This window comes from Thauera sp. WH-1, assembly GCF_047806685.1.
In the GTDB taxonomy this organism is placed as follows: domain Bacteria; phylum Pseudomonadota; class Gammaproteobacteria; order Burkholderiales; family Rhodocyclaceae; genus Thauera.
The window spans coordinates 251,319-270,637 of the sequence record NZ_JBLQGP010000001.1 but is presented as its reverse complement, the minus strand read 5'-3'; the positions used below and the strand labels follow the sequence as shown (position 1 = coordinate 270,637).

16 protein-coding genes and 1 pseudogene are annotated in these 19,319 nt (G+C 68.9%); 10 read left to right on the top strand and 7 right to left on the bottom strand.

Going from position 1 to position 19,319, the window contains the following annotated elements:
• Positions 1–189: 189 nt before the first annotated feature.
• The 3 genes from ACMV5O_RS01265 to ACMV5O_RS01255 all read left to right on the top strand — a co-directional run bounded on the left by ACMV5O_RS01265 (position 190) and on the right by ACMV5O_RS01255 (position 5,009).
• Entirely contained in the window at positions 190–2,472 is a 2,283-nt protein-coding gene (locus ACMV5O_RS01265; protein WP_416161758.1) for an NADP-dependent malic enzyme, read from the top strand.
• A 76-nt stretch (positions 2,473–2,548) separates the two neighbouring features.
• Positions 2,549–3,688, top strand: a complete 1,140-nt coding sequence (locus tag ACMV5O_RS01260) for a patatin-like phospholipase family protein (protein ID WP_416161757.1) — start codon at positions 2,549–2,551, stop codon at positions 3,686–3,688.
• A 163-nt stretch (positions 3,689–3,851) separates the two neighbouring features.
• A complete protein-coding gene (locus ACMV5O_RS01255) occupies positions 3,852–5,009 on the top strand; it encodes a serine hydrolase (RefSeq protein ID WP_416161756.1) in 1,158 nt (385 codons plus the stop codon).
• A 24-nt stretch (positions 5,010–5,033) separates the two neighbouring features.
• On the opposite strand, the gene ACMV5O_RS01250 is transcribed toward ACMV5O_RS01255, so the two are convergent.
• Positions 5,034–5,837, bottom strand: a complete 804-nt coding sequence (locus ACMV5O_RS01250; RefSeq protein ID WP_416161755.1) for an IclR family transcriptional regulator — start codon at positions 5,835–5,837, stop codon at positions 5,034–5,036.
• Between the two features lie 311 nt (positions 5,838–6,148).
• Between ACMV5O_RS01250 and ACMV5O_RS01245 the strand changes: the two genes are divergently transcribed.
• The 7 genes and pseudogenes from ACMV5O_RS01245 (at position 6,149) to ACMV5O_RS01215 (ending at position 13,167) form a co-directional block, all read left to right on the top strand.
• On the top strand, positions 6,149–9,010 hold the full coding sequence (locus ACMV5O_RS01245; protein ID WP_416161754.1) for a monovalent cation/H+ antiporter subunit A: 2,862 nt from the start codon (positions 6,149–6,151) through the stop codon (positions 9,008–9,010).
• A pseudogene (locus ACMV5O_RS01240) lies at positions 9,010–9,321 on the top strand (Na+/H+ antiporter subunit C); the annotation flags it as partial. The gene ACMV5O_RS01245 and the pseudogene ACMV5O_RS01240, both read left to right, overlap by 1 nt.
• A gap of 104 nt (positions 9,322–9,425) precedes the next feature.
• Positions 9,426–10,949, top strand: a complete 1,524-nt coding sequence (locus ACMV5O_RS01235; RefSeq protein ID WP_416161753.1) for a monovalent cation/H+ antiporter subunit D — start codon at positions 9,426–9,428, stop codon at positions 10,947–10,949.
• Complete coding sequence (locus ACMV5O_RS01230; RefSeq protein WP_416161752.1) at positions 10,949–11,473, top strand: Na+/H+ antiporter subunit E; 525 nt, start codon at positions 10,949–10,951, stop codon at positions 11,471–11,473. Before ACMV5O_RS01235 ends, ACMV5O_RS01230 begins: the two co-directional genes overlap by 1 nt.
• Entirely contained in the window at positions 11,470–11,739 is a 270-nt protein-coding gene (locus ACMV5O_RS01225; RefSeq protein ID WP_324537799.1) for a K+/H+ antiporter subunit F, read from the top strand. Before ACMV5O_RS01230 ends, ACMV5O_RS01225 begins: the two co-directional genes overlap by 4 nt.
• 7 nt (positions 11,740–11,746) lie before the next feature.
• A complete protein-coding gene (locus ACMV5O_RS01220; protein WP_416161751.1) occupies positions 11,747–12,214 on the top strand; it encodes a Na+/H+ antiporter subunit G in 468 nt (155 codons plus the stop codon).
• On the top strand, positions 12,211–13,167 hold the full coding sequence (locus ACMV5O_RS01215) for a pseudouridine synthase (RefSeq protein WP_416161750.1): 957 nt from the start codon (positions 12,211–12,213) through the stop codon (positions 13,165–13,167). The genes ACMV5O_RS01220 and ACMV5O_RS01215 overlap by 4 nt, the downstream gene beginning before the upstream one ends.
• Positions 13,168–13,284: 117 nt before the next feature.
• Here ACMV5O_RS01215 and mnhG read toward each other — a convergent pair whose 3' ends face one another.
• Genes mnhG through mbhE form a run of 6 tightly spaced genes read right to left on the bottom strand, consistent with a single transcriptional unit; the run spans position 13,285 to position 19,222 of the window.
• Entirely contained in the window at positions 13,285–13,686 is a 402-nt protein-coding gene (mnhG, locus tag ACMV5O_RS01210) for a monovalent cation/H(+) antiporter subunit G (protein ID WP_324537796.1), read from the bottom strand.
• Positions 13,683–14,051 carry a monovalent cation/H+ antiporter complex subunit F gene (locus tag ACMV5O_RS01205; RefSeq protein WP_324537795.1) on the bottom strand — a complete coding sequence of 123 codons (369 nt, stop codon included), beginning with the start codon at positions 14,049–14,051 and terminating at the stop codon, positions 13,683–13,685. Before ACMV5O_RS01205 ends, mnhG begins: the two co-directional genes overlap by 4 nt.
• Positions 14,048–14,557 (bottom strand): Na+/H+ antiporter subunit E, encoded by a 510-nt coding sequence (locus ACMV5O_RS01200; RefSeq protein WP_416161749.1) that lies wholly within the window; start codon positions 14,555–14,557, stop codon positions 14,048–14,050. Before ACMV5O_RS01200 ends, ACMV5O_RS01205 begins: the two co-directional genes overlap by 4 nt.
• Positions 14,558–14,559: 2 nt before the next feature.
• Positions 14,560–16,053 (bottom strand): proton-conducting transporter membrane subunit, encoded by a 1,494-nt coding sequence (locus tag ACMV5O_RS01195; RefSeq protein WP_416161748.1) that lies wholly within the window; start codon positions 16,051–16,053, stop codon positions 14,560–14,562.
• A complete protein-coding gene (locus ACMV5O_RS01190) occupies positions 16,050–16,493 on the bottom strand; it encodes a sodium:proton antiporter (RefSeq protein ID WP_416161747.1) in 444 nt (147 codons plus the stop codon). The genes ACMV5O_RS01195 and ACMV5O_RS01190 overlap by 4 nt, the downstream gene beginning before the upstream one ends.
• A gap of 2 nt (positions 16,494–16,495) precedes the next feature.
• Positions 16,496–19,222 carry a hydrogen gas-evolving membrane-bound hydrogenase subunit E gene (mbhE, locus tag ACMV5O_RS01185; RefSeq protein WP_416161746.1) on the bottom strand — a complete coding sequence of 909 codons (2,727 nt, stop codon included), beginning with the start codon at positions 19,220–19,222 and terminating at the stop codon, positions 16,496–16,498.
• Positions 19,223–19,319: the final 97 nt, after the last annotated feature.

Genomic DNA, 19,319 nt, shown 5'->3' with positions numbered 1-19,319 from the left:
GGCTGCTTCCGATCAGCGCCTGGGTGTCTATCATGAAGATTGATCGAAGTAATATACGTATTTTTCACATCGCAGTTTTTGTTTTCGCAATGCGGTAAAATGCGGTTTCGCGGTATGCTCTCGGGCGCCGAGGCGCCATGGCCGGCGCACGAGGGCAACACTATTACCAGACGAGAGGGGAAGACAAAAATGGACGAACTGATCCGCGCGGCCGCGCTCGACTATCACCGCTATCCGCGCCCGGGCAAGATCTCGGTGACGCCCACCAAGGTGCTGTCCAACCAGCGCGACCTGTCGCTCGCCTACTCGCCCGGCGTGGCCGCGGCCTGCGACGCCATCGTCGAGGACCCGGCGCAGGCGGCCGAGCTCACCGCACGCTCCAACCTGATCGGCGTGGTCACCAACGGCACCGCGGTGCTCGGCCTGGGCAACATCGGCCCGCTCGCGGCCAAGCCGGTGATGGAGGGCAAGGGCGTGCTGTTCAAGAAGTTCGCCGGCATCGACGTCTTCGACCTCGAGATCGACGAGCCCGACGCCGACAAGCTGATCGACATGATCGCCGCCCTCGAACCCACCTTCGGCGGCATCAACCTCGAGGACATCAAGGCCCCCGAGTGCTTCTACATCGAGCAGAAGCTGCGCGAACGCATGAAGATCCCGGTCTTCCACGACGACCAGCACGGCACCGCCATCGTGGTCGGCGCGGCCGTGTTGAACGGCCTGCACCTGCAGGGCAAGGACCTGAAGTCGGTCAAGCTGGTGACCTCCGGCGCGGGCGCGGCCGCGCTCGCCTGCCTCGGCCTGCTGGTCAAGCTCGGCGTGCCGGTCGAGAACATCTGGATCACCGACATCGAGGGCGTGGTCTATGAGGGCCGCAGCACGCTGATGGACCCGATCAAGGCGCGCTACGCGAAGAAGACCGACGCCAGGAAGCTCGCCGAGATCATCGAGGGCGCCGACGTCTTCCTCGGCCTGTCGGCCGGCGGCGTGCTCAAGGGCGACATGGTGGCGAAGATGGCGCCCAATCCGCTCATCCTCGCGCTCGCCAACCCCACACCCGAGATCCTGCCCGACGAGGTGAAGAAGGTACGCAGCGACGCCATCATCGCCACCGGCCGTTCGGACTATCCGAACCAGGTCAATAACGTGCTGTGCTTCCCCTTCATCTTCCGTGGCGCGCTCGATGTGGGCGCGACCACGATCACCGACGAGATGCAGCTCGCCGCGGTGAAGGCGATTGCCGAGCTCGCGCGCGTCGAGCAGAGCGACATCGTCGCCGCCGCCTACGGTGAGAAGGTGGGTGGTTTCGGCCCCGAATACATCATCCCGCGCCCCTTCGACCCGCGCCTGATCGTCAAGATCGCGCCCGCGGTGGCCGAGGCCGGCATGAGCTCGGGCGTGGCCACGCGGCCGATCAGCGACTGGGACGCTTACCGCGGCCAGCTCAACAACTTCGTGTGGCATTCCGGCCTGATCATGAAGCCGGTGTTCGCCGCGGCGAAGATGGCGCCCAAGCGCATCATCTTCTCCGAGGGCGAGTCCGAGAAGGTGCTGCGCGCGGTGCAGCAGGTGGTCGACGAGGGCCTGGCGCGTCCGATCCTGATCGGCCGGCCCGACATCGTGAAGGGCAACATCGAACGCTTCGGCCTGCGCATGGCGGCCGAGCGCGACTACGAGCTGGTGAACCCGGATTCGGATCCACGCTTCAACGAGCTGTGGCAGCACTATCACGCGCTGATGGAGCGCCGCGGCGTGTCGGTGGAATATGCGAAGAAGGAAGTGCGCCGCCGCACCACGCTGATCGGCACGCTGCTGCTCAAGTTCGGCTACGGCGACGGCCTCATCTGCGGCACCTACGGCATGCATCGCCTGCATCGCGAGTTCGTCGAGACCGTGCTCGGCCGCGCCGAGGGCGTCGACAACCTGTACACGGTCAACCTGTTGAGCCTGCCCGGGCGCACGCTGTTCCTTGCCGACACCTACGTCAACTACGACCCCACGCCGGCGCAGGTGGTGGAAATGACGCTGCTGGCGGCCGAGGAGATGAAGCGCTTCGGTGTCGAGCCGCGCGTCGCGCTGCTGTCGCACTCGTCCTTCGGCTCGGCCGATTCGCCGACCGCCGAGAAGATGCGCACGGCGCTGCGCATGCTGCACGAGCAGCATCCCGAGCTGGCGGTCGAGGGCGAGATGCACGGCGATTCGGCGCTCGACGCCAGGCACCGCCTGCAGATCTTCCCCAACGCCAAGATGCGCGAGGATGCCAACCTGCTGATCTTCCCGACGCTGGACGCGGCCAACATCGCTTTCAACCTGCTCAAGAACGCGGCGGGCGAGGGCATGACGGTCGGCCCGATCCTGCTCGGTGCGGCCAAGCCGGTGCACATCCTGACGCCCTCGGCCACCGTGCGCCGCATCATCAACATGACCGCGCTCACCGTGGTCGAGGCCGGGCAGGCGGGCGCGGCCGGCTGAGCGTCGCCCCTGGCCCTTGCCTGCCGGTCACGTCCTGCCCCATGCTGGCGGCAGGACGTGACCGGGGGCAGGGCGGATGGCGATGCAAGAGGGGCGGGCGGCGCTGGTGCTGACCGGTGGCGGCGCGCGTGCCGCCTATCAGGTGGGCGTGCTCAGTGCCATCCGCGAACTGCGCGGCGCGCGTGCCGGCAATCCCTTTCCCATCCTGTGCGGGACCTCGGCGGGCGCCATCAATGCTGCCGCGCTCGCCTCGCACGTTGTCGACTTCAATCGCGCGGTCAGGCACATCGAGCGCATCTGGCGCAACCTGCACGTCGATCAGGTGTATCGGGTCGATGCGCCGGCCCTGCTGGGCAGCGGCCTGCACTGGGGCTCGGCGCTGTTCGGGGGCTGGTTGCTGCGGCAGACGCCGCGTTCACTGCTCGACAATGCCCCGCTGCGGGTGCTGCTCGAGCGCGTGCTCGATTTCCACGCCATCGATCAGGCCATCAAGCGCGGTGAGCTGTATGCGCTCAGCGTCACCGCGTCGGGGTATTCGAGCGGCGAGAGCCTGGCCTTTTTCCAGGGCTCGCTCGATATCCATCCCTGGCGACGCGAGCAGCGCATGGGCGTGCGCACCCAGTTGCACATCGAGCACCTGATGGCAAGCAGCGCGCTGCCCTTCGTGTTTCCGGCGGTCAAGATCCATCGCGAGTACTTCGGTGACGGCTCGATGCGCCAGCTCGCACCGGTGAGCCCGGCCATCCACCTCGGCGCCGAGCGCATCCTGGTGATCGGCGCCGGACGCACCGCCGAAGAAGGGCGCCAGCGCGCCGAACGCTACCCTTCGCCGGCGCAGATTGCCGGTCACGCGCTGTCGAGCATCTTCCTCGACACCCTCGCGGTCGATCTCGAGCGCCTGGCGCGCATCAACGACACGCTCGGGCTTGTCGACCCGGCGCAGCGCCGGGCGGCGGGCATGCCCTTGCGCCAGATCGAGACCCTGGTGATCCAGCCTTCGCAACGCCTCGACACGATTGCCGGCCGTCATGGCGGCAGCCTGCCCCGCCTGCTGCGCACCGTGCTGCGCGGACTGGGCACGATGCGGCGCGAGGGCTCGACCCTGCTGTCCTACCTGTTGTTCGAGCCCGGTTTCACGCGCGCGCTGATCGAGCTCGGCTACCACGATGCGATGGCGCGCAGGGCGGAACTGAAGGCCTTCCTGCGCATCGTCTGAGGCGGGGCGTGAGGATTTTCCAAGGCGTGGACGGACAGCCGCGGCACGATGTGGGAAAATGCCACAAAAGATTTCGAAACGACTTGAAATCCATTCTGTATCTGCATATTTTTAAAACGAAACGCCAGTCGGTCCGTCGCCACCTTCGAGCTTGCCGCCCATCATGAAGCCCAGAATCCTCGTTGCCACCCTCGCTGCGCTGTTTGCGCTGCAGGCGGGGGTGGTCGGTGCAGCGCCCAGCAAACCACAAACCACGACCAAGGCGGCGGTGAGCAAGCCCGCGGCGACGGCCAAGGCGACTACCGCGACCAAGCCGAAGGCAGCGGTCAAGCCCAGGGTCTCGGCCAAGCCGGCGCCGAAGAAGGCGACTGCAAACAAGGCCGTCGCCAAGAAGGCCGTGGCCAAGAAGGCCGTGGCCAAGAAGCCCGCCGCCAAGCAGATCAGGGTCAAGCTGCGCAAGCCGGGCGCGGCCGCGGCGGCCGCAGCACCTGCCGCCGTGCTGGGCGAGGAGCAGGACAGTCCGCTCGCCCTCGATGCGAACGGCTTCCCGGTGCTCGGCTCGAGTGCCTTCTACGTGATCAACCAGAACACCGGCGAAGTGCTGCTCGAGCGCAATGCCGCCACGGTGCTGCCGATCGCCTCGATCACCAAGCTGATGACCGCGATCGTGGTGCTCGAGGCCGGGCAGAGCCTGAGCGAGCCGCTCACCATCTCCGAGGGCGACATCGATCGCCTGAAGGGTACAGGGTCCCGTCTTGCGTTGGGCACCACGCTGACGCGCGAGCAGATGCTGCACCTGGCGCTGATGTCGTCGGAAAACCGCGCCGCCTCCGCGCTCGCGCGCAACTACCCGGGCGGCGAGCAGGCCTTTGTCGCGGCCATGAACGTCAAGGCCAGGCTGCTCGGGCTGTGGACCACCCGCTTCCACGACAGCACCGGCCTCAATCCCGCCAACGTGTCCAGTCCGCAGGATCTGGCCAAGCTCGTCGCGGCGTCGGCGTCCTACCCGCTGATCCGCGAATTCTCGACCTCGCATGAGCGCTATGTAGACGTGCGCGGGCGCTCGCTGCGTTTCGGCAACACCAATGGCCTGGTGCGCAGCCCGGAGTGGGCGATCAGCGTGTCAAAAACGGGTTACATCTCCGAGGCCGGGCGCTGCCTGGTCATGCAGACCTGGCTGCATCAACAGCCGGTGGTGATGGTGCTGATGGATTCGAGCGGCCGCTATACCCGCACGGCCGACGCCAAGCGTGTGCGCAAGTGGCTCGAGCAGAGCACGGCCCAGCGCGTGGCGATCGCGCCGCAACGCGCCGGCGGCTGAGGCGGCCGCAAGGCGTCCGGCGCGTCAGGCTTCCTTGCGCGCAGGCAGGTAACCCAGCGCGCGCGAGATCTCCTCGGCGGTGTCGCGCACCAGCGGCGCCCAATCGGGGTTGAAGCGCTCGGACGGCGTCGACAGCGACAGTCCGGCGATCAACTCGCCGCTGTCGTCGTGGATGCCGGCGGCGATGCAGCGCACGCCGGCTTCGACCTCGTCGAGGTCGAAGGCGACGCCGTGGCGGCGTACGCGGTCGAGCTCCTTCTCCAGCGCCGGCAGGGTCGTGATCGAGGCCGAGGTGGACGGCGGCAGGCCGGTGCGGCGGGCATAGTCGCGAATGCGCTCGAGGCCGTCCTCGACGAGGAACAGCTTGCCGGTCGCGGTCGTGTGCAGGGGCGCGCGCGCGCCGACGATATGCACCACGCGCACCGAGGCACGCCCGCTCGAGGTGCGCTCGACATAGACGATCTCGTCGCCCGTCCGCACCCCCAGGTTGACGCTCTCGCCGGTGGTGGCGTGCAGCTTCAGCATGTAGGGCATGGCCGTCTCGCGCAGCGAGATGCGCGACTTCACCAGGCTGCCCAGTTCGAGCAGACGGATGCCGAGGCGATAGACGCCAGCCTCGGAGCGTTCGACGAAGCCGGTGTGCGTCATGGCGGCCAGGATGCGGTGCGCGGTCGACGGGTGCAGCCCGGTCTCCAGTGCGAGCTGCTTGAGCGGCACGGGATCGGCGTGCTGGGCGAGCACGTCGAGCAGCTTCATCATGCGCTCGATGACCTGGATCGAGGCTTTGCCATCCGGGGCGGCGGCACGATCGGACTTGGTGGCGGACACGGCGGGACTCGGTAAAACGATGGACGACTCGAAATGCTGCGGAGCAGGCTGTGGAGGCGGTGGACTGCCCCTTCTGCGGGGGCGGCCTGCACGATGGGCGAATGGTAACCGGGCGGGATGATTTCGCCTAGTGAAATACCGTGCCGTGTGGTGACGGGGCCACTTCAAATATATACTTTCGCCGAAACACAGCGGCTTCCTGCCGGATCTGGCCTGTCCAGGCGGATTTGCGCACCTTTCCCGCTCGGTGCCGGACCCGCCGCCTGTTACCCTCGCATCCCTTTTTCTCTCCCTCCCTGCCGGACGCCCAGATGAGCCTTGCCCTGATCGTGCTGCTGCCCTTCATCGGCGCGCTGTTTCCTGCGCTGATGATGCGTGCCGGTCGCAATGCCTGCGCGACCGGCACCTTCAGCTTCTCCCTGCTCGCCTTCACCCTGCTGCTGTCGCATGCGCCGGCGGTGCTCCGCGGCGAGGTGCTGACCGCGTCCTGGGACTGGCTGCCCGCGCTGGGCCTGAGCGCGAGCTTCTTCCTCGACGGCCTGGGCTTCTTCTTCGCCGGCCTGATCCTGGGCATTGGCCTGCTGATCATCGTCTATGCGCGCTTCTACCTCGCCAAGGACGACCCGATGGGCAGCTTCTACAGCTATCTGCTGCTCTTCCAGGGCGCGATGGTGGGCATCGTGCTGTCGGACAACGTCCTGCTGCTGCTGGTGTTCTGGGAACTGACCAGCCTGTCGTCCTTCCTCCTCATCGGCTACTGGAAGCACCTGCCCGAGGGCCGCCAGGGCGCACGCATGGCGCTCACGGTCACCGGCGCGGGCGGGCTGGCGATGATCGCCGGCATGCTGATCCTGGGCGACATCGCCGGCTCCTACAACCTGAGCGACATCCTGCGCCAGAAGGAGGCGATCCAGGCCTCGCCGCTCTATCTGCCGGCGCTGCTGCTGATCCTCGCCGGGTGCTTCACCAAGAGCGCCCAGTTCCCCTTCCACTTCTGGCTGCCGCATGCGATGGCGGCCCCGACGCCGGTGTCGGCCTACCTGCATTCGGCGACCATGGTGAAGGCAGGCATCTTCCTGCTGGCGCGCATGTGGCCGGTGCTGGCCGGCACCACCGAGTGGTTCTACATCGTCGCCACCACTGGCCTGGTCACCATGCTGCTCGGCGCGGTGATCGCGCTGTTCAAGGACGACCTCAAGGGCCTGCTCGCATACTCCACCGTCAGCCACCTCGGCCTGGTGACCATGCTGCTTGGCTTCGGCACGCCGCTGGCGGCGGTGGCGGCAGTGTTCCACATCCTCAACCACGCCACCTTCAAGGCCGCCCTGTTCATGAACGCCGGCATCGTCGACCACGAGGCCGGCACACGCGACATCCCGCGCCTCGGCGGGCTGCTGCACCTGATGCCGCTCACCGCGACGCTGGCGATGGTCGCCGCGGCCTCGATGGCCGGCTTGCCGCCGCTCAACGGCTTCCTGTCGAAGGAGATGATGCTGCACGAGGCGGTCGACACCGCCTGGCTCGGCCAGGCCTGGCTGGTGCCGGCGCTGGCGACGCTCGCGGCCTGCTTTTCGGTGGCGTATTCCTTCCGCTACATCGTGCATGTGTTCTTCGGTCCGCCGCGCAGCGACTACCCGCACACCCCGCATGACCCGCCGGCCGGGATGTGGCTGCCGCCGGCCCTGCTGGTGGTGCTGGTGGTGCTGATCGGGCTGTTCCCCGACACCATGGCCGGGCCGCTGGTGGCGATCGTGTCGCGCGCGGTGACGGGGGGCGAGCTGATGGACTATCACCTCGCGCTGTGGCACGGCTTCACGCCGGCGCTCGCCTTGTCGGGGATCGCGCTGGTGGTGGGCCTCACGGCGCTGCACCACTACCCGCGCGTGCGCGCCCTGTGGCAGGCCGGCCCGCACCCCGAGGCGAAGGCGATGTTCGACGCGGCGATCGGTGGCGCGCTGGCGCGGGCGCAGCGCCTCACCCACGGCCTGCACAACGGGTCGCTGCAGCGCTACCTGGCGTTTGCGATCGGGGCGATGGCCGTGGCCGGCTTCATCGCCTTTGCCGGCGCACCGCACGAGGCCGGCACGCGCACGCTGATGCCGGCGCAGCCGGTGGCGGTGGTGGCCTGGGCGCTGCTGCTCGGCGGCTGCGTGCTAACCGTGGTGTTCTTCCGCAAGCGCCTGCTGTCGGTGCTGGTGGTGGGCACGGTGGGGCTGATCGTGTGTCTGGCCTTCATCTACCTGTCCGCGCCCGACCTGGCATTGACGCAGATTTCGGTCGAGGTCACCACCGTCATCCTGATCCTGCTCGCGCTCTACTTCCTGCCCAAGGAGAGCCCGGTGAGCTCCACCGTGCGCGCCGACCCCCTGCGCCACCTGCGTGATGGGGTGCTGGCGCTGGTCGCGGGTGTGGGCATGGCGGGCGTGAGCTGGGCGATGATGACCCGCGACGGCAACTCGCTGTCGTCCTACTACCTCGAGAACTCGGTCGGCGGCGGGGGTGGCACCAACGTGGTGAACGTGATCCTGGTCGACTTCCGCGGTTTCGACACTTTCGGCGAGATCATCGTGCTCGGCATCGCCGCGCTCACCATCTACGCGCTCCTCGATGGGGCGCTGCATGGCCGCGTCGCCCGCCGTCTCAGCGCGTGGACGCCGGATCTGCCGGTGTCGGTCGACCGCCACCCAATCATCATGGTGGTCGCCACCCGCGTGATGCTGCCGCTGGCGCTGCTGGTCGGCGCCTACATCTTCCTGCGCGGCCACAACCAGCCCGGTGGCGGCTTCATCGCCGCGCTGGTGGTGTCGATCGCGCTGATCATGCAGTACATGGCGAGCGGTTTCGGCTGGGCGGCGAAGCGGGTGCGGGTGAAGTACCACGCCATGATCGGTGCGGGCGTGCTGGTCGCGGCGGCGACCGGCATCGCCGCCATGGTGCTCGACCGCCCCTTCCTCACCTCGGCCTTCACCCATGTGCACCTGCCGCTGGTCGGTGAGTTCGAGCTGGCGAGCGCGATGGCCTTCGATGCCGGGGTGTTCCTGACCGTCGTCGGCGCGGTGATGCTGGCGCTCGCCAACCTGTCCCGCATGGGACGCTGGACCGGCCAGCGCCCGGTCAACAAGATGGCGATGGACGTCGACCCGAGCGCCCCTGCGGCCAAGGAGTACAGCTGATGGAGTTCCTCATCGCCACCGCGATCGGCGCAATGACCGCCGCCGGCGTCTATCTGGTGCTGCGCGCACGCACCTTTCCGGTCGTGATCGGCCTGACCTTGCTGACCTATGCGACCAACCTGTTCCTGTTCGCCACCGGCCGCCTGGTGGTGAATCGGCCGCCGGTGATCAGCGCCGATGCGCTGGCCTATACCGATCCGCTGCCGCAGGCGCTGGTGCTGACCGCGATCGTGATCTCCTTCGGCATGACCGCGGTAATCGTGGTGATGGCGTTGCGCGCCTACCTCGAGACCGGCAATGACCACGTCGACCTGCCGGGCGATGCGTCGCCCGAGGCGCGTGACGACGACTGGAAGCTGCTCGGTCGCAAGCAGGGCGATGCCGTCCGTCCGGCCGCCGCCGTCGAGGAGAGCGCATGAACCACTGGCTGATCCTGCCCATCCTGCTGCCGGCCGTGCTCGGCGCGCTGCTGGTCGTCGCCGCCCGCCACGACAGCGTGCTGTCGCGTGTGTTCTCGGTGCTGTCCACCGTGCTGCTGCTGATCGTGGGCCTGGTGCTGCTGGCGATGGCGAGCGATGGCGCCATCCGCGCCTACGCGCTCGGCGAATGGATGGCGCCCTTCGGCATCGTGCTCGTGCTCGACCGCCTGGCGGCCCTGATGCTGGTGCTGACCGCGGCCCTCGGCCTGGGCGTGCTGGTGTATGCCATCGGCGGCTGGGACGAGCGCGGCAAGCATTTCCACCCGCTGTTCCAGTTCCAGCTCATGGGCCTCAACGGCGCCTTCCTGACCGGCGACTTCTTCAACCTGTTCGTGTTCTTCGAGATTCTGCTCATCGCCTCCTACGGGCTGATGGTGCATGGCGGCGGCGGCCTGCGGATGAAGGCCGGCGTGCAGTACGTGGTGACCAACCTCGTCGGCTCCTCGATTTTCCTGATCGGCGTCGGCCTCATCTACAGCGTCACCGGCACGCTCAACATGGCCGACCTGGCGCTCAAGGTGCCGCAGGTGGCCCCGGCCGACCAGGCCTTGCTGCAGACCGGCGCGGTGCTGCTGCTGCTGGTGTTCGGCGTCAAGGCGGCGCTGGTGCCGCTGCATTTCTGGCTCCCTGGCACCTATGCCAATGCGCCGGGCCCGGTGGCGGCGCTGTTTGCCATCATGACCAAGGTCGGCGCCTATTCGATCATCCGGCTGTATGTGCTCGCCTTCGGCGCCGACGCCGGCGAGGCGGCCTGGCTCGCTGCGCCCTGGCTGCTGCCTGCCGGCCTGCTGACCCTGGTGCTGGGCATGACCGGCGTGTTCGCCGCACGCAGCCTGGGGCAGATGGCGAGCTTCGCGGTGATCGGCTCGATGGGCATGCTGCTGGCCACGGTGGCGGTGTTCACCCCGCAGGCGATGAGCGCGGCGCTGTACTACCTGCTGCATTCCACCCTCGGCGCGGCCGCCCTGTTCCTGATCGCGGACCTGGTCGCCGAGCGCCGCGGCGTGCATCGGGACCGCCTCGCGCAGGCGCCGCGTTTCGCTCAGGGAAGCCTGATCGCCGGCCTGTTCTTCGCCGCCGCGATCGCCGTCACCGGCATGCCGCCGCTGTCGGGCTTTCTCGGCAAGCTGCTGGTCCTCGACGCGGTGCGCAGCCATCCGCAGGCGGGCTGGTTCTGGACCCTGATCCTGGCGACCTCGCTGCTCGCCATCATCGGCTTCGCACGTGGCGGCAGCCTGGTGTTCTGGAAGAGTCATGCGCTCGAGGCGCCGGCGTCACCGCTGCGCCGGCCGGCGCCGGTGTTGCCCATCGTTGCGGTTGGCGGACTGCTGACCGGGCTGGCGGCGCTGACGGTGTTCGCCGGCCCGGTCCACGCCTGGCTCGAACTCGCCTCGGCACAGGTGTTTACGCCGGCAGGCTACATCGACGCGGTGCTCGGCACGACAGGAGGCGTGCACTGATGGCCGACAGACCCGATACGGACCCGCGCAGCTTCGTCCAGCGCTGGCTGCCGCACCCGCTGCTGACGCTCGTGCTCGTCACCCTGTGGATGCTGCTGCTCAACAGCCTCAGCATCGGTGGCCTGGTGATGGGCCTGCTGCTGGGCCTGATCATCCCGATCGCCACCAGCAGCTTCTGGCCCGAACGGCCGCCGGTGAAGGCCTATGGCAAGGCCTTCTCGTACATGGCCCTGGTGGCCTGGGACGTGGTCGTGGCCAATGTGCAGGTCGCGCGCCTGATCCTGTTCCGGCGCGCCGACCAGTTGCATGTGCGCTGGGTCACGCTGCCGCTGGAGCTGCGCTCGCCGGAGGCGATCACCGTGCTCGCCGGCACCATCACGATGACCCCCGGCACCGTGTCCTGCGATCTGTCGGCCGACGGCCGCAGTCTGCTGGTGCATTGTCTCGATGCGCCCGATGCCGAAGAGGCCGTGCGCCAGATGAAGGCGCGCTATGAGGCGCGCCTGAAGGAGATCTTCCCGTGATCGAACATGCCCTCAACTTCGGTTATGCCGCGGTTTCGGTCGCCCTGCTGCTCAACCTGTGGCGCCTGCTGCGCGGGCCCTCGCTGATGGACCGTGTGCTGGCGGTCGACACCATGGTGATCAACGTCATTGCGCTGATCATCCTGTTCGGCATCCAGCAGCGCACCACGGTGTTCTTCGAGGCCGCGCTGCTGTTCGCGATGTTCGGCTTCATCTCCACCGTCGCCTACTGCCGCTTCATCCTGCGCGGCGACGTCATCGAGTGAGGCGGCCATGACATTCCTGCTAGAACTGCTGATCTCGGCACTGATCGTGCTCGGCGGCCTTTTCGCGCTGGTGGGCTCGATCGGCCTGGTCAAGCTGCCCGACCTGCTCACCCGCCTGCATGGACCGACCAAGGCGACCACACTGGGCGTGGGCGGCGCGCTGCTCGCCTCGATGCTGTACTTTCTCGGCATCGAGGGTAGGCTGTCGATCCACGAGGTCCTGATCAGCGTGTTCCTGTTCCTGACCGCGCCGATCACCGCCCACTTCATCGCCAAGGCTCACCTGCACGAACACGTCGCCTTGCGTGACGAACTGCCGCCGACCGGTCGCGAGCGGGGCTGGAGCACCTTTGACGGCATGCCTGAGGGCGACGGCGCCCCGGTCGGTGAAGCGCCGCACGCAACAGGCCCCGCCGCCGCCCCCGCCTTTGGCCCCAGTCGTCCGTCCGCGCCACGGACCGAGGAACGCTCTTGAACGCCGTACGCCGAACCCCCCCGACTCCCGCACCTTCCCGCATCGAAGGCACCCTCAAGCTGCGCCCGCGCAGCGGCGATGATGGCGCTGAGCCGGCCCGCACCGCGCCCAGGGCGAAACTCACGCGCAGCAACGAGGCCGCGCGCCGCGCCGCGCCCGCCGCGGTCGCGGCTCCTGGCGCGCAGGCGGTGCCGGATGTCCCGGCCGCGCCCGCGAGCCCGCCCCCCGAGGGAGTGCGCCTGTCCAAGGTGATGGCCGAGCGCGGCCTGTGCTCGCGGCGGGAGGCCGACGAATACATCGCGCGTGGCTGGGTCTTCGTCGAGGGCCGCCGGGTGTCCGAGCTGGGCACCCGCATCGACCCCGATGCGCGCGTCACGCTCGCGCCCGAGGCCACGCGCCAGCAGCAGCAACGGGTCACCGTGCTGCTGAACAAGCCGGTCGGCTACGTGTCCGGCCAGCCCGAGCCGGGCTACGCGCCGGCGGTGAGCCTGATCGGCGCCGACAACCAGTTCGACCGCGACAGCGCGCAGCGCTTCCACCCCAGCCACCTCAAGAACCTCGCCCCCGCCGGGCGGCTGGACATCGACTCCACCGGCCTGCTGGTGCTCACCCAGGATGGCCGCGTCGCGCGCCAGTTGATCGGCGATGACTCCAAGGTGGACAAGGAATACCTGGTGCGGGTGGAAGGCGAGCTGGCCGAGAACGGCCTCGCCCTGCTGAACCACGGCTTGTGGCTGGACGATCGCCCGCTGCGGCCGGCACAGGTCGAATGGATCAACGACGATCAGTTGCGCTTCGTGTTGCGCGAGGGCCGCAAGCGCCAGATCCGGCGCATGTGCGAGCTGGTGGGCCTGAAGGTGGTGGGTCTCAAGCGCGTGCGCATCGGCCACGTCAAGCTGGGCGACCTGCCGCTCGGGCAGTGGCGCTTTCTGCGCGACGACGAGCGCTTCTGAGCATCCCATCCTCCGCGCGCGCTGGCAGGCGCTCTTGAGGAAAGCGATAGCTTGTAGTGCGTTTTCGTGGGAGGGCGCCGCCCCGCAGCACGAGGCCGCGCCACGCCCGGCGCGGCCTCAGCCTCGGTCCGCCTCGGTTGAGGCCGCGCCGGGCGTGGCCGGGCGCGGCCTCTTCGCGAGTTCCTCATCGCGGTCGCGCGCCATCTCGTCGCCAAGCGCGCCGGTTCGCGGTGTCAGCCCGGAACGGTGCGCGGCGCGCCCCATGGCATGCGCGGCGAGCGGTGCGGTGGCGAGTACGATGACGAGCGCAAACATCGCCGCGAGCGCGAAGGCACCGCTGCTCGCGGCCGCCACCCCACCCAGGATCAGCGCGGCACCCAGCGCGCCGGCCTTGCTTGCGGCGTGCATCCGGGTGTAGCTGTCGGGCAGGCGCAGCACGCCGATCGCGCCCACCAGTCCGATCAGGCTGCCGAGCAGCAGCAGGGCCGATGCCAGCCAGGCGAGGAAGCCTTCGGTCATGCCTTGTCCTCCAGCGGTTTGGGGTTGAGGGCGGCGGGCTCGTCCGCGGGCGGGCGATCGACCCAGGTCACGCTCTCGTCGGCGCCGCGGCCGCGGCGACGGAACATCAGGATGAAGGCGGTGGTGCCGAGGAAGGACACCAGGGCGAGCACCACCGCGGCGTCGAGCAGCATCGCTTCGCCGGTCGACAGCGCGAGCAGGGCGATGACGCCGATGCCGAGCAGGGTCAGGGCGTCGATTGCCACCACCCGATCGGTGGCGTGCGGGCCACGCACCAGGCGCACCAGCACGAGCACGGCGCCGATGCCCTGCAGCGCGAAGGTCAGCGGCAGCACCCAGGCGGCGCCGGCAATTTCGCTCATCATGCTTGGTCTCCGTCGGTCGTCGTGGTCGGCCGGGGCTCGCCCGCATCCAGCCAGGCGAGCAGGCGGCGTTCGATTTCGCGCACGCCGGCTTCGACCGCGTCCGCATCGTCGGCGTCGATGGCGTGGATGTACATCACGCCGGTCTCGGGGGCATAGTCCATCGCCAGCGTGCCGGGTGTGAGCGTGAGCAGGCAGCCGAGCAGGGTGGCGACGCGCTCGTCGTGCCGGGCCAGCCGCATGCGGATGATCGCCGGCTGCGGATCGACCGTGCGCCCCAGCACGATGCGGGCGACGTCGATGCTGGCCTTGAAGATCTCGGCGGCAAACCAGAAGGCGAAGCGGGTCCCGTACTCCAGGCGGCACACGTAGCGGCGCAGGCCGAGCAGGTCGCTCGCCAGGCGCAGCGCGAAGTGGATGACGACGAAGGCCGCGAGCACGCCGAGCGGGCTCAGCGCATCGACGAAGGCCGCCAGGCCGACCGCGAGCAGGATGTGTACGCCGAGCATGGTCACAGCCCTCCAGCATGGGTCACGGCCTGGATGTAGGCCTGCGGTGCCGCCAGTTGCTCGGCGGCGGCGATGGCATAATCCATCACCGGCCCGGCCCCGAGGCCGATCGCGACCGTCATCGCCGCGAGCGCGCTCACGGCCCAGATCGCCGGCTGCAGGCCGGCGCTGCTGCGCTCGCCGGTAGTGCCGGCCGGAGGTGGCTTGAGGAAGGCCTCGTTCCAGATCTTGCTCATCGACAGCAGGGTGAAGATGCCGGTGATCAGCGCCACTGCGGCGGCGATCCAGGCACTGGCGTCGAGGCTGGCCTTGACCAGCACGAACTTGGCCCAGAAGCCGGACAGTGGTGGAATGCCCGCCAGCGACAGCGCCGGAATCGCGAACAGGATCGCCAGCCAGGGCGCGCGCGCATACAGCCCGCCCATCGCCGCGAGCCGTTCCGAGCCGGTGAGGCGGGCGGCGATGCCGCCGATGAAGAACAGGTTGGCCTTCACCACGATGTGGTGGATCAGGTAGAACACCGCGCCGGCGAGCGCCAGCGGCGTGGCCAGCGCCAGGCCGAGGATCATGTAGCCGACCTGGCTGACGATGTGGAAGGACAGGATGCGGCGCACCTCGACCTGGGCCGCGGCGCCGAGCACGCCGATCAGCATGGTGGCGCAGGCCACCCACAGCAGCACGGTATGCGCCGCGCCAGCATCGGGCCAGAACAGGGTCACGATGCGGATCAGCGCATACACGCCGACCTTGGTCAGCAGGCCAGCGAACAGCGCCGAGATCGGCGTCCACGCCACATGGTAGGAGGCGGGCAACCAGCCGAACACCGGGAACAGCGCGGCCTTGATCGAGAACGCGGTGAGCATCAGCACCACCGCCGCATGGGCGGTGGCCGGGACCTCGCCGGCCGCGAACTGTTGCGCCAGCAAGGCCATGTTAAGGCTGCCGCTGGCGCCATAGAGCATGCCGGCGGCGAGCAGGAACATCAGCGTCGCCACCAGGTTGAGCACGACATACACCACCGTGCCCGCCAGCCGGCGCCGGCCGCCCCCGAGCACCAGCAGCGCGAAGGAGCCCACCAGCAGCACCTCGAACCAGACGTAGAGGTTGAACACGTCACCGGTGATGAAGGCGCCGCACACGCCGACCAGCAGGCCATGCACCAGGGGGTGAAATTCGCGGCTGCGCGCCGCGTCCTCGTCGCGCGCCATCGCGAACACGATGGTGGCGGTGCCGACGATGCCGGAGATGGCGACCATCGCCGCCGCCAGGCGGTCGACGACCAGGCTGATGCCGTAGGGTGCCGCCCAGCCGCCGGCCTGCGCGGCGAGGATGCGGCCCTCGGCGGCGAGGCCGACCATGACCAGGCCGGCCGCGCTCAGCGCCAGCGCCCCGACCAGGCTGATCGAGGCGACGAGGGCGGCGTTCCGGCGTGCGAGCAGGGTGAAGATCAGCGTGGCGAGCGGGATCAGGACGGGGGCGATGATGAGCGCGTTCATGCACGTCCCCCCTCGGCCGCAGCGGGTGGCGCGCGCTCGGCGCCGTGGCCGGGCAGGCTCGGTCGAGGCTGCCCGGAGCGAGGCAGATCGGGCGCGGGCTCCTCGGCGACGGCGGTGATGCGGTCGGTCTCGATGTTGTCGTGCACCTCCCAGGTGCGCTTGAGCACGGCCAGCGCGAACACGAACAGGGCGAAGCCGATGACGATCGCGGTCAGCACCAGCGCCTGCGGCAGCGGGTTGGCGGCCATCGCCGGGGCGCCGGCCTCGGTGACGAAGGCGGCGGCGCGGCCGTCGAGGCGGCCGGCGACGAACACCGCCAGGTTGACGCCGTTGCCCAGCACGATGACGCCCAGCACGACGCGCAGCAGGCTGCGGTCGAGCAGCATCCAGATGCCGATGGCCACCAGCAGGCCGACCGTGATCGAAGCGATGATTTCCATGTTCAGGCCTCGCGTTCGAGCAGACGGAACAACATGTGCAGGACCGCCCCCACCACGGTGAGGAAGACGCCGACGTCGAACAGCAGCGGGGTTCCCAGTGGCAGACCGCCAGGGAAGATCCAGCCGCCGGTGAGGAAGGGCTGGCCCTGCAGCAGGCCGATCACGCCGGCACCGGCGGCACAGGCGAGGCCGAGTGCCAGGATGATCGCGGGCGGTACACGCAGCACTGCGCGCGCGCGGTTGACGCCAAAGGCCAGCGCCAGCAGCACCGCCGCAGTGGCGGCCACCAGGCCGCCGATGAAACCGCCACCGGGCAGGTTGTGGCCGCGCCACAGCAGCATCAGCGAGATCAGCGCAAGCAGCGCGGAGAGCGGCCGGATGCCCTGGCGCAGCAGCACCGAGGCGAAGTCCGAGCTGCCTTCGCTCGCGGTCCTGCCCGGCTTGCCGCTGCCGAGCAGGTTGGCGGCTGCCAGCGCGGCCAGGCCGACGACGAGGATCTCGCCCAGGGTGTCGAGTGCGCGGAAGTCCACCAGGATCACGTTGACCACGTTGGCGCCATGGCCGCCGGGCAGGCTGTTGTCGAGATACCAGCGCGCGATGTCGCCCGGCAGCGGCTGGCTGACCGTCATCAGCATCATCGCGGTGACGACCGCGCCGATGACCAGCGCGACGATGGCATGAAAGCGCTTGGCCGCCGGCTTGCGCGAACCGACCATGCGCGTCGGCGGCAGCTTGCGCAGTACGAGGGCGAGGAAGATCACGGTCAGGGTCTCGACCATCAACTGGGTGATGGCCACGTCCGGCGCACGCGAGGCGAGGAAGAACATCGCCAGCCCGAGGCCGCTCGCCCCCAGGGTGGCGATCAGGGCCACCCGACCCGGCATGACGGCCGCCGCAGCGGCGCCAGCCACCGCGAGCGCACAGCCAACCACGGCGGCGAGGTTGAGCGGGCTGCTCACTTCCGGCCAGGCGAGGTCTTCGCCGGTGGAGGCGAACAGCCCGATGAGGGCGAAGCCGGCGATGGCGATCACCAGCGCGCTGATGTGCTGGCGCAGCGAGCCATGCTGGAAGCGGTCGGCGATGCCGCCGGCGAAGAGGAAGACGCGCTTGAGCAGGCGATCCCAGAGCATGTCGCCGCTCACGCGCCACAGCACGCGCCACAGCGACAGGCGCCGGCGCAGCCGGGTGCGTTGCAGGTAGAAGAAGACGCCCAGCGCCACCGTGATGGCGCTGGCCAGCAGGGCAGGGGTGAAGCCGCCCCATAGATAGAGGTCCACCGGCACCGCCGAGCTCGAGACCGCCTGCACGGCGGCGTCGATCAGCCACACCTCGGCGAGGTTGTTGAAGGCGCCGAACACGAAGCCGCCGACCGCCAGCAGCATCGGCCCGATCCACATCAGCAGGCTCACCTCATGCGGCTTGCGCGGATAGCGCCCCTCCTTGCCGAGGAAGGTGCGTACGAACACCAGGCCCGCCGCGGTCAGCAGAAGCGCATTGGTGAGGATCATCACCGCCGTCGTGACCCAGCCCGCCAGGCCCAGTTCGATGAGGCCGGCATACTTGAACTCCTTGGCGATGAAGCCGAAGAAGGGCGGCAGCCCGGCGTTGGAGAAGGCGGCCAGGGCGACGGCGAAGCCGGTGAGCGGCATGTAGCGCAACAGCCCTCCGAGGTTGGAGATCTGGCGCGTGCCGGTGGCGTGGTCGACCGCCCCGACCGCCATGAACAGCGCCGCCTTGTAGAAGGCGTGCGCCACCAGGTAGATGGCGAAGGCCTGCAGGCCGTAGTGGGTGTTGGTGCCGAGCAGCATGGTGAGCTGGCCGAGCACGGTGACCGTGGTATAGGCCAGCACGCGCTTGAGGTCGGTCTGGCGGATCGCCAGCACCGCACCCACCAGGGCGGTGGCGGCACCGATGGTGATCAGGATCGTGCTCCAGCTTGCCGAGCCGCCGAGCGCGGGGTTCAGGCGGGCGAGCAGGTACACGCCCGCCTTCACCATGGTTGCCGAGTGCAGGTAGGCCGACACCGGTGTCGGCGCGGCCATCGCGTTGGGCAGCCACAGATGGAAGGGGATCTGTGCCGACTTGGTGAAGGCGCCGATCAGCACCAGGGCAAGGATGGCCGGGTAGGCGGCGTGCTGCGCGATGGCTTCGGCCGACAGCCCGGAGAACTGCCAGCTGCCGCCGACGGTGCCGAGCAGGATCAGGCCGGCGAGCAGGGCGAGGCCACCGCCGCCGGTAATGAGCAGCGCCTGCAGCGCGGAGCGGCGCGAGTCGGCCTTGTCGTGCTGGAAGCTGATGAGCAGGAAGGAGGTGACGCTGGTCAGCTCCCAGAACACGAACATCGCGATGAGGTCGTCGGCCAGCACCAGGCCCAGCATGGCCGCCATGAAGCCCAGTAGATAGGCGTAGAAGCGGCCGAGATGGTGGTGGTCGGACAGGTAGGCGCCCGCGTACAGCACGATCAGGGTGCCGATGCCGCTTATCAGCAGCGCGAACAGCAACGACAGGCCATCGACGCGGAAGGCGAGCTCGACGTCGAGGGCCGCGACCCAGACGAAGCGCTGTGTCACCACCTCGCCCAGCGCCACCTCGGGCACGAGCGACAGGAAGTAGCCGAATGCGGTCAAGGGCGCGATCGCGAGCACCCACCCGGCGCGATCGTCGAGCGGGCGCGCGAGCAGCGGCGCGATCAGCATCGCGAAGGCGATCAGCGCTATGCCCGCGAACACGACGGCCCCTCTTGCATCTGCATGGTGTTGGTCTCCCTGGCCGGCGGCCGCCAGCGCTGCGGCACGCGTCCTTTATGGTTCTGTTTGCTGAAAAATG

Coding starts and splice junctions, on each gene's coding strand:
- mnhG (WP_324537796.1), bottom strand. CDS start 13,686: ATGACCGAAGGCTTCCTCGCCTGGCTGGCATCGGCCCTGCTGCTGCTC.
- ACMV5O_RS01255 (WP_416161756.1), top strand. CDS start 3,852: ATGAAGCCCAGAATCCTCGTTGCCACCCTCGCTGCGCTGTTTGCGCTG.
- ACMV5O_RS01195 (WP_416161748.1), bottom strand. CDS start 16,053: ATGAACGCGCTCATCATCGCCCCCGTCCTGATCCCGCTCGCCACGCTG.
- ACMV5O_RS01260 (WP_416161757.1), top strand. CDS start 2,549: ATGGCGATGCAAGAGGGGCGGGCGGCGCTGGTGCTGACCGGTGGCGGC.
- ACMV5O_RS01265 (WP_416161758.1), top strand. CDS start 190: ATGGACGAACTGATCCGCGCGGCCGCGCTCGACTATCACCGCTATCCG.
- ACMV5O_RS01200 (WP_416161749.1), bottom strand. CDS start 14,557: ATGCTCGGCGTACACATCCTGCTCGCGGTCGGCCTGGCGGCCTTCGTC.
- ACMV5O_RS01220 (WP_416161751.1), top strand. CDS start 11,747: ATGACATTCCTGCTAGAACTGCTGATCTCGGCACTGATCGTGCTCGGC.
- ACMV5O_RS01230 (WP_416161752.1), top strand. CDS start 10,949: ATGGCCGACAGACCCGATACGGACCCGCGCAGCTTCGTCCAGCGCTGG.
- ACMV5O_RS01190 (WP_416161747.1), bottom strand. CDS start 16,493: ATGGAAATCATCGCTTCGATCACGGTCGGCCTGCTGGTGGCCATCGGC.
- ACMV5O_RS01205 (WP_324537795.1), bottom strand. CDS start 14,051: ATGATGAGCGAAATTGCCGGCGCCGCCTGGGTGCTGCCGCTGACCTTC.
- ACMV5O_RS01245 (WP_416161754.1), top strand. CDS start 6,149: ATGAGCCTTGCCCTGATCGTGCTGCTGCCCTTCATCGGCGCGCTGTTT.
- ACMV5O_RS01235 (WP_416161753.1), top strand. CDS start 9,426: ATGAACCACTGGCTGATCCTGCCCATCCTGCTGCCGGCCGTGCTCGGC.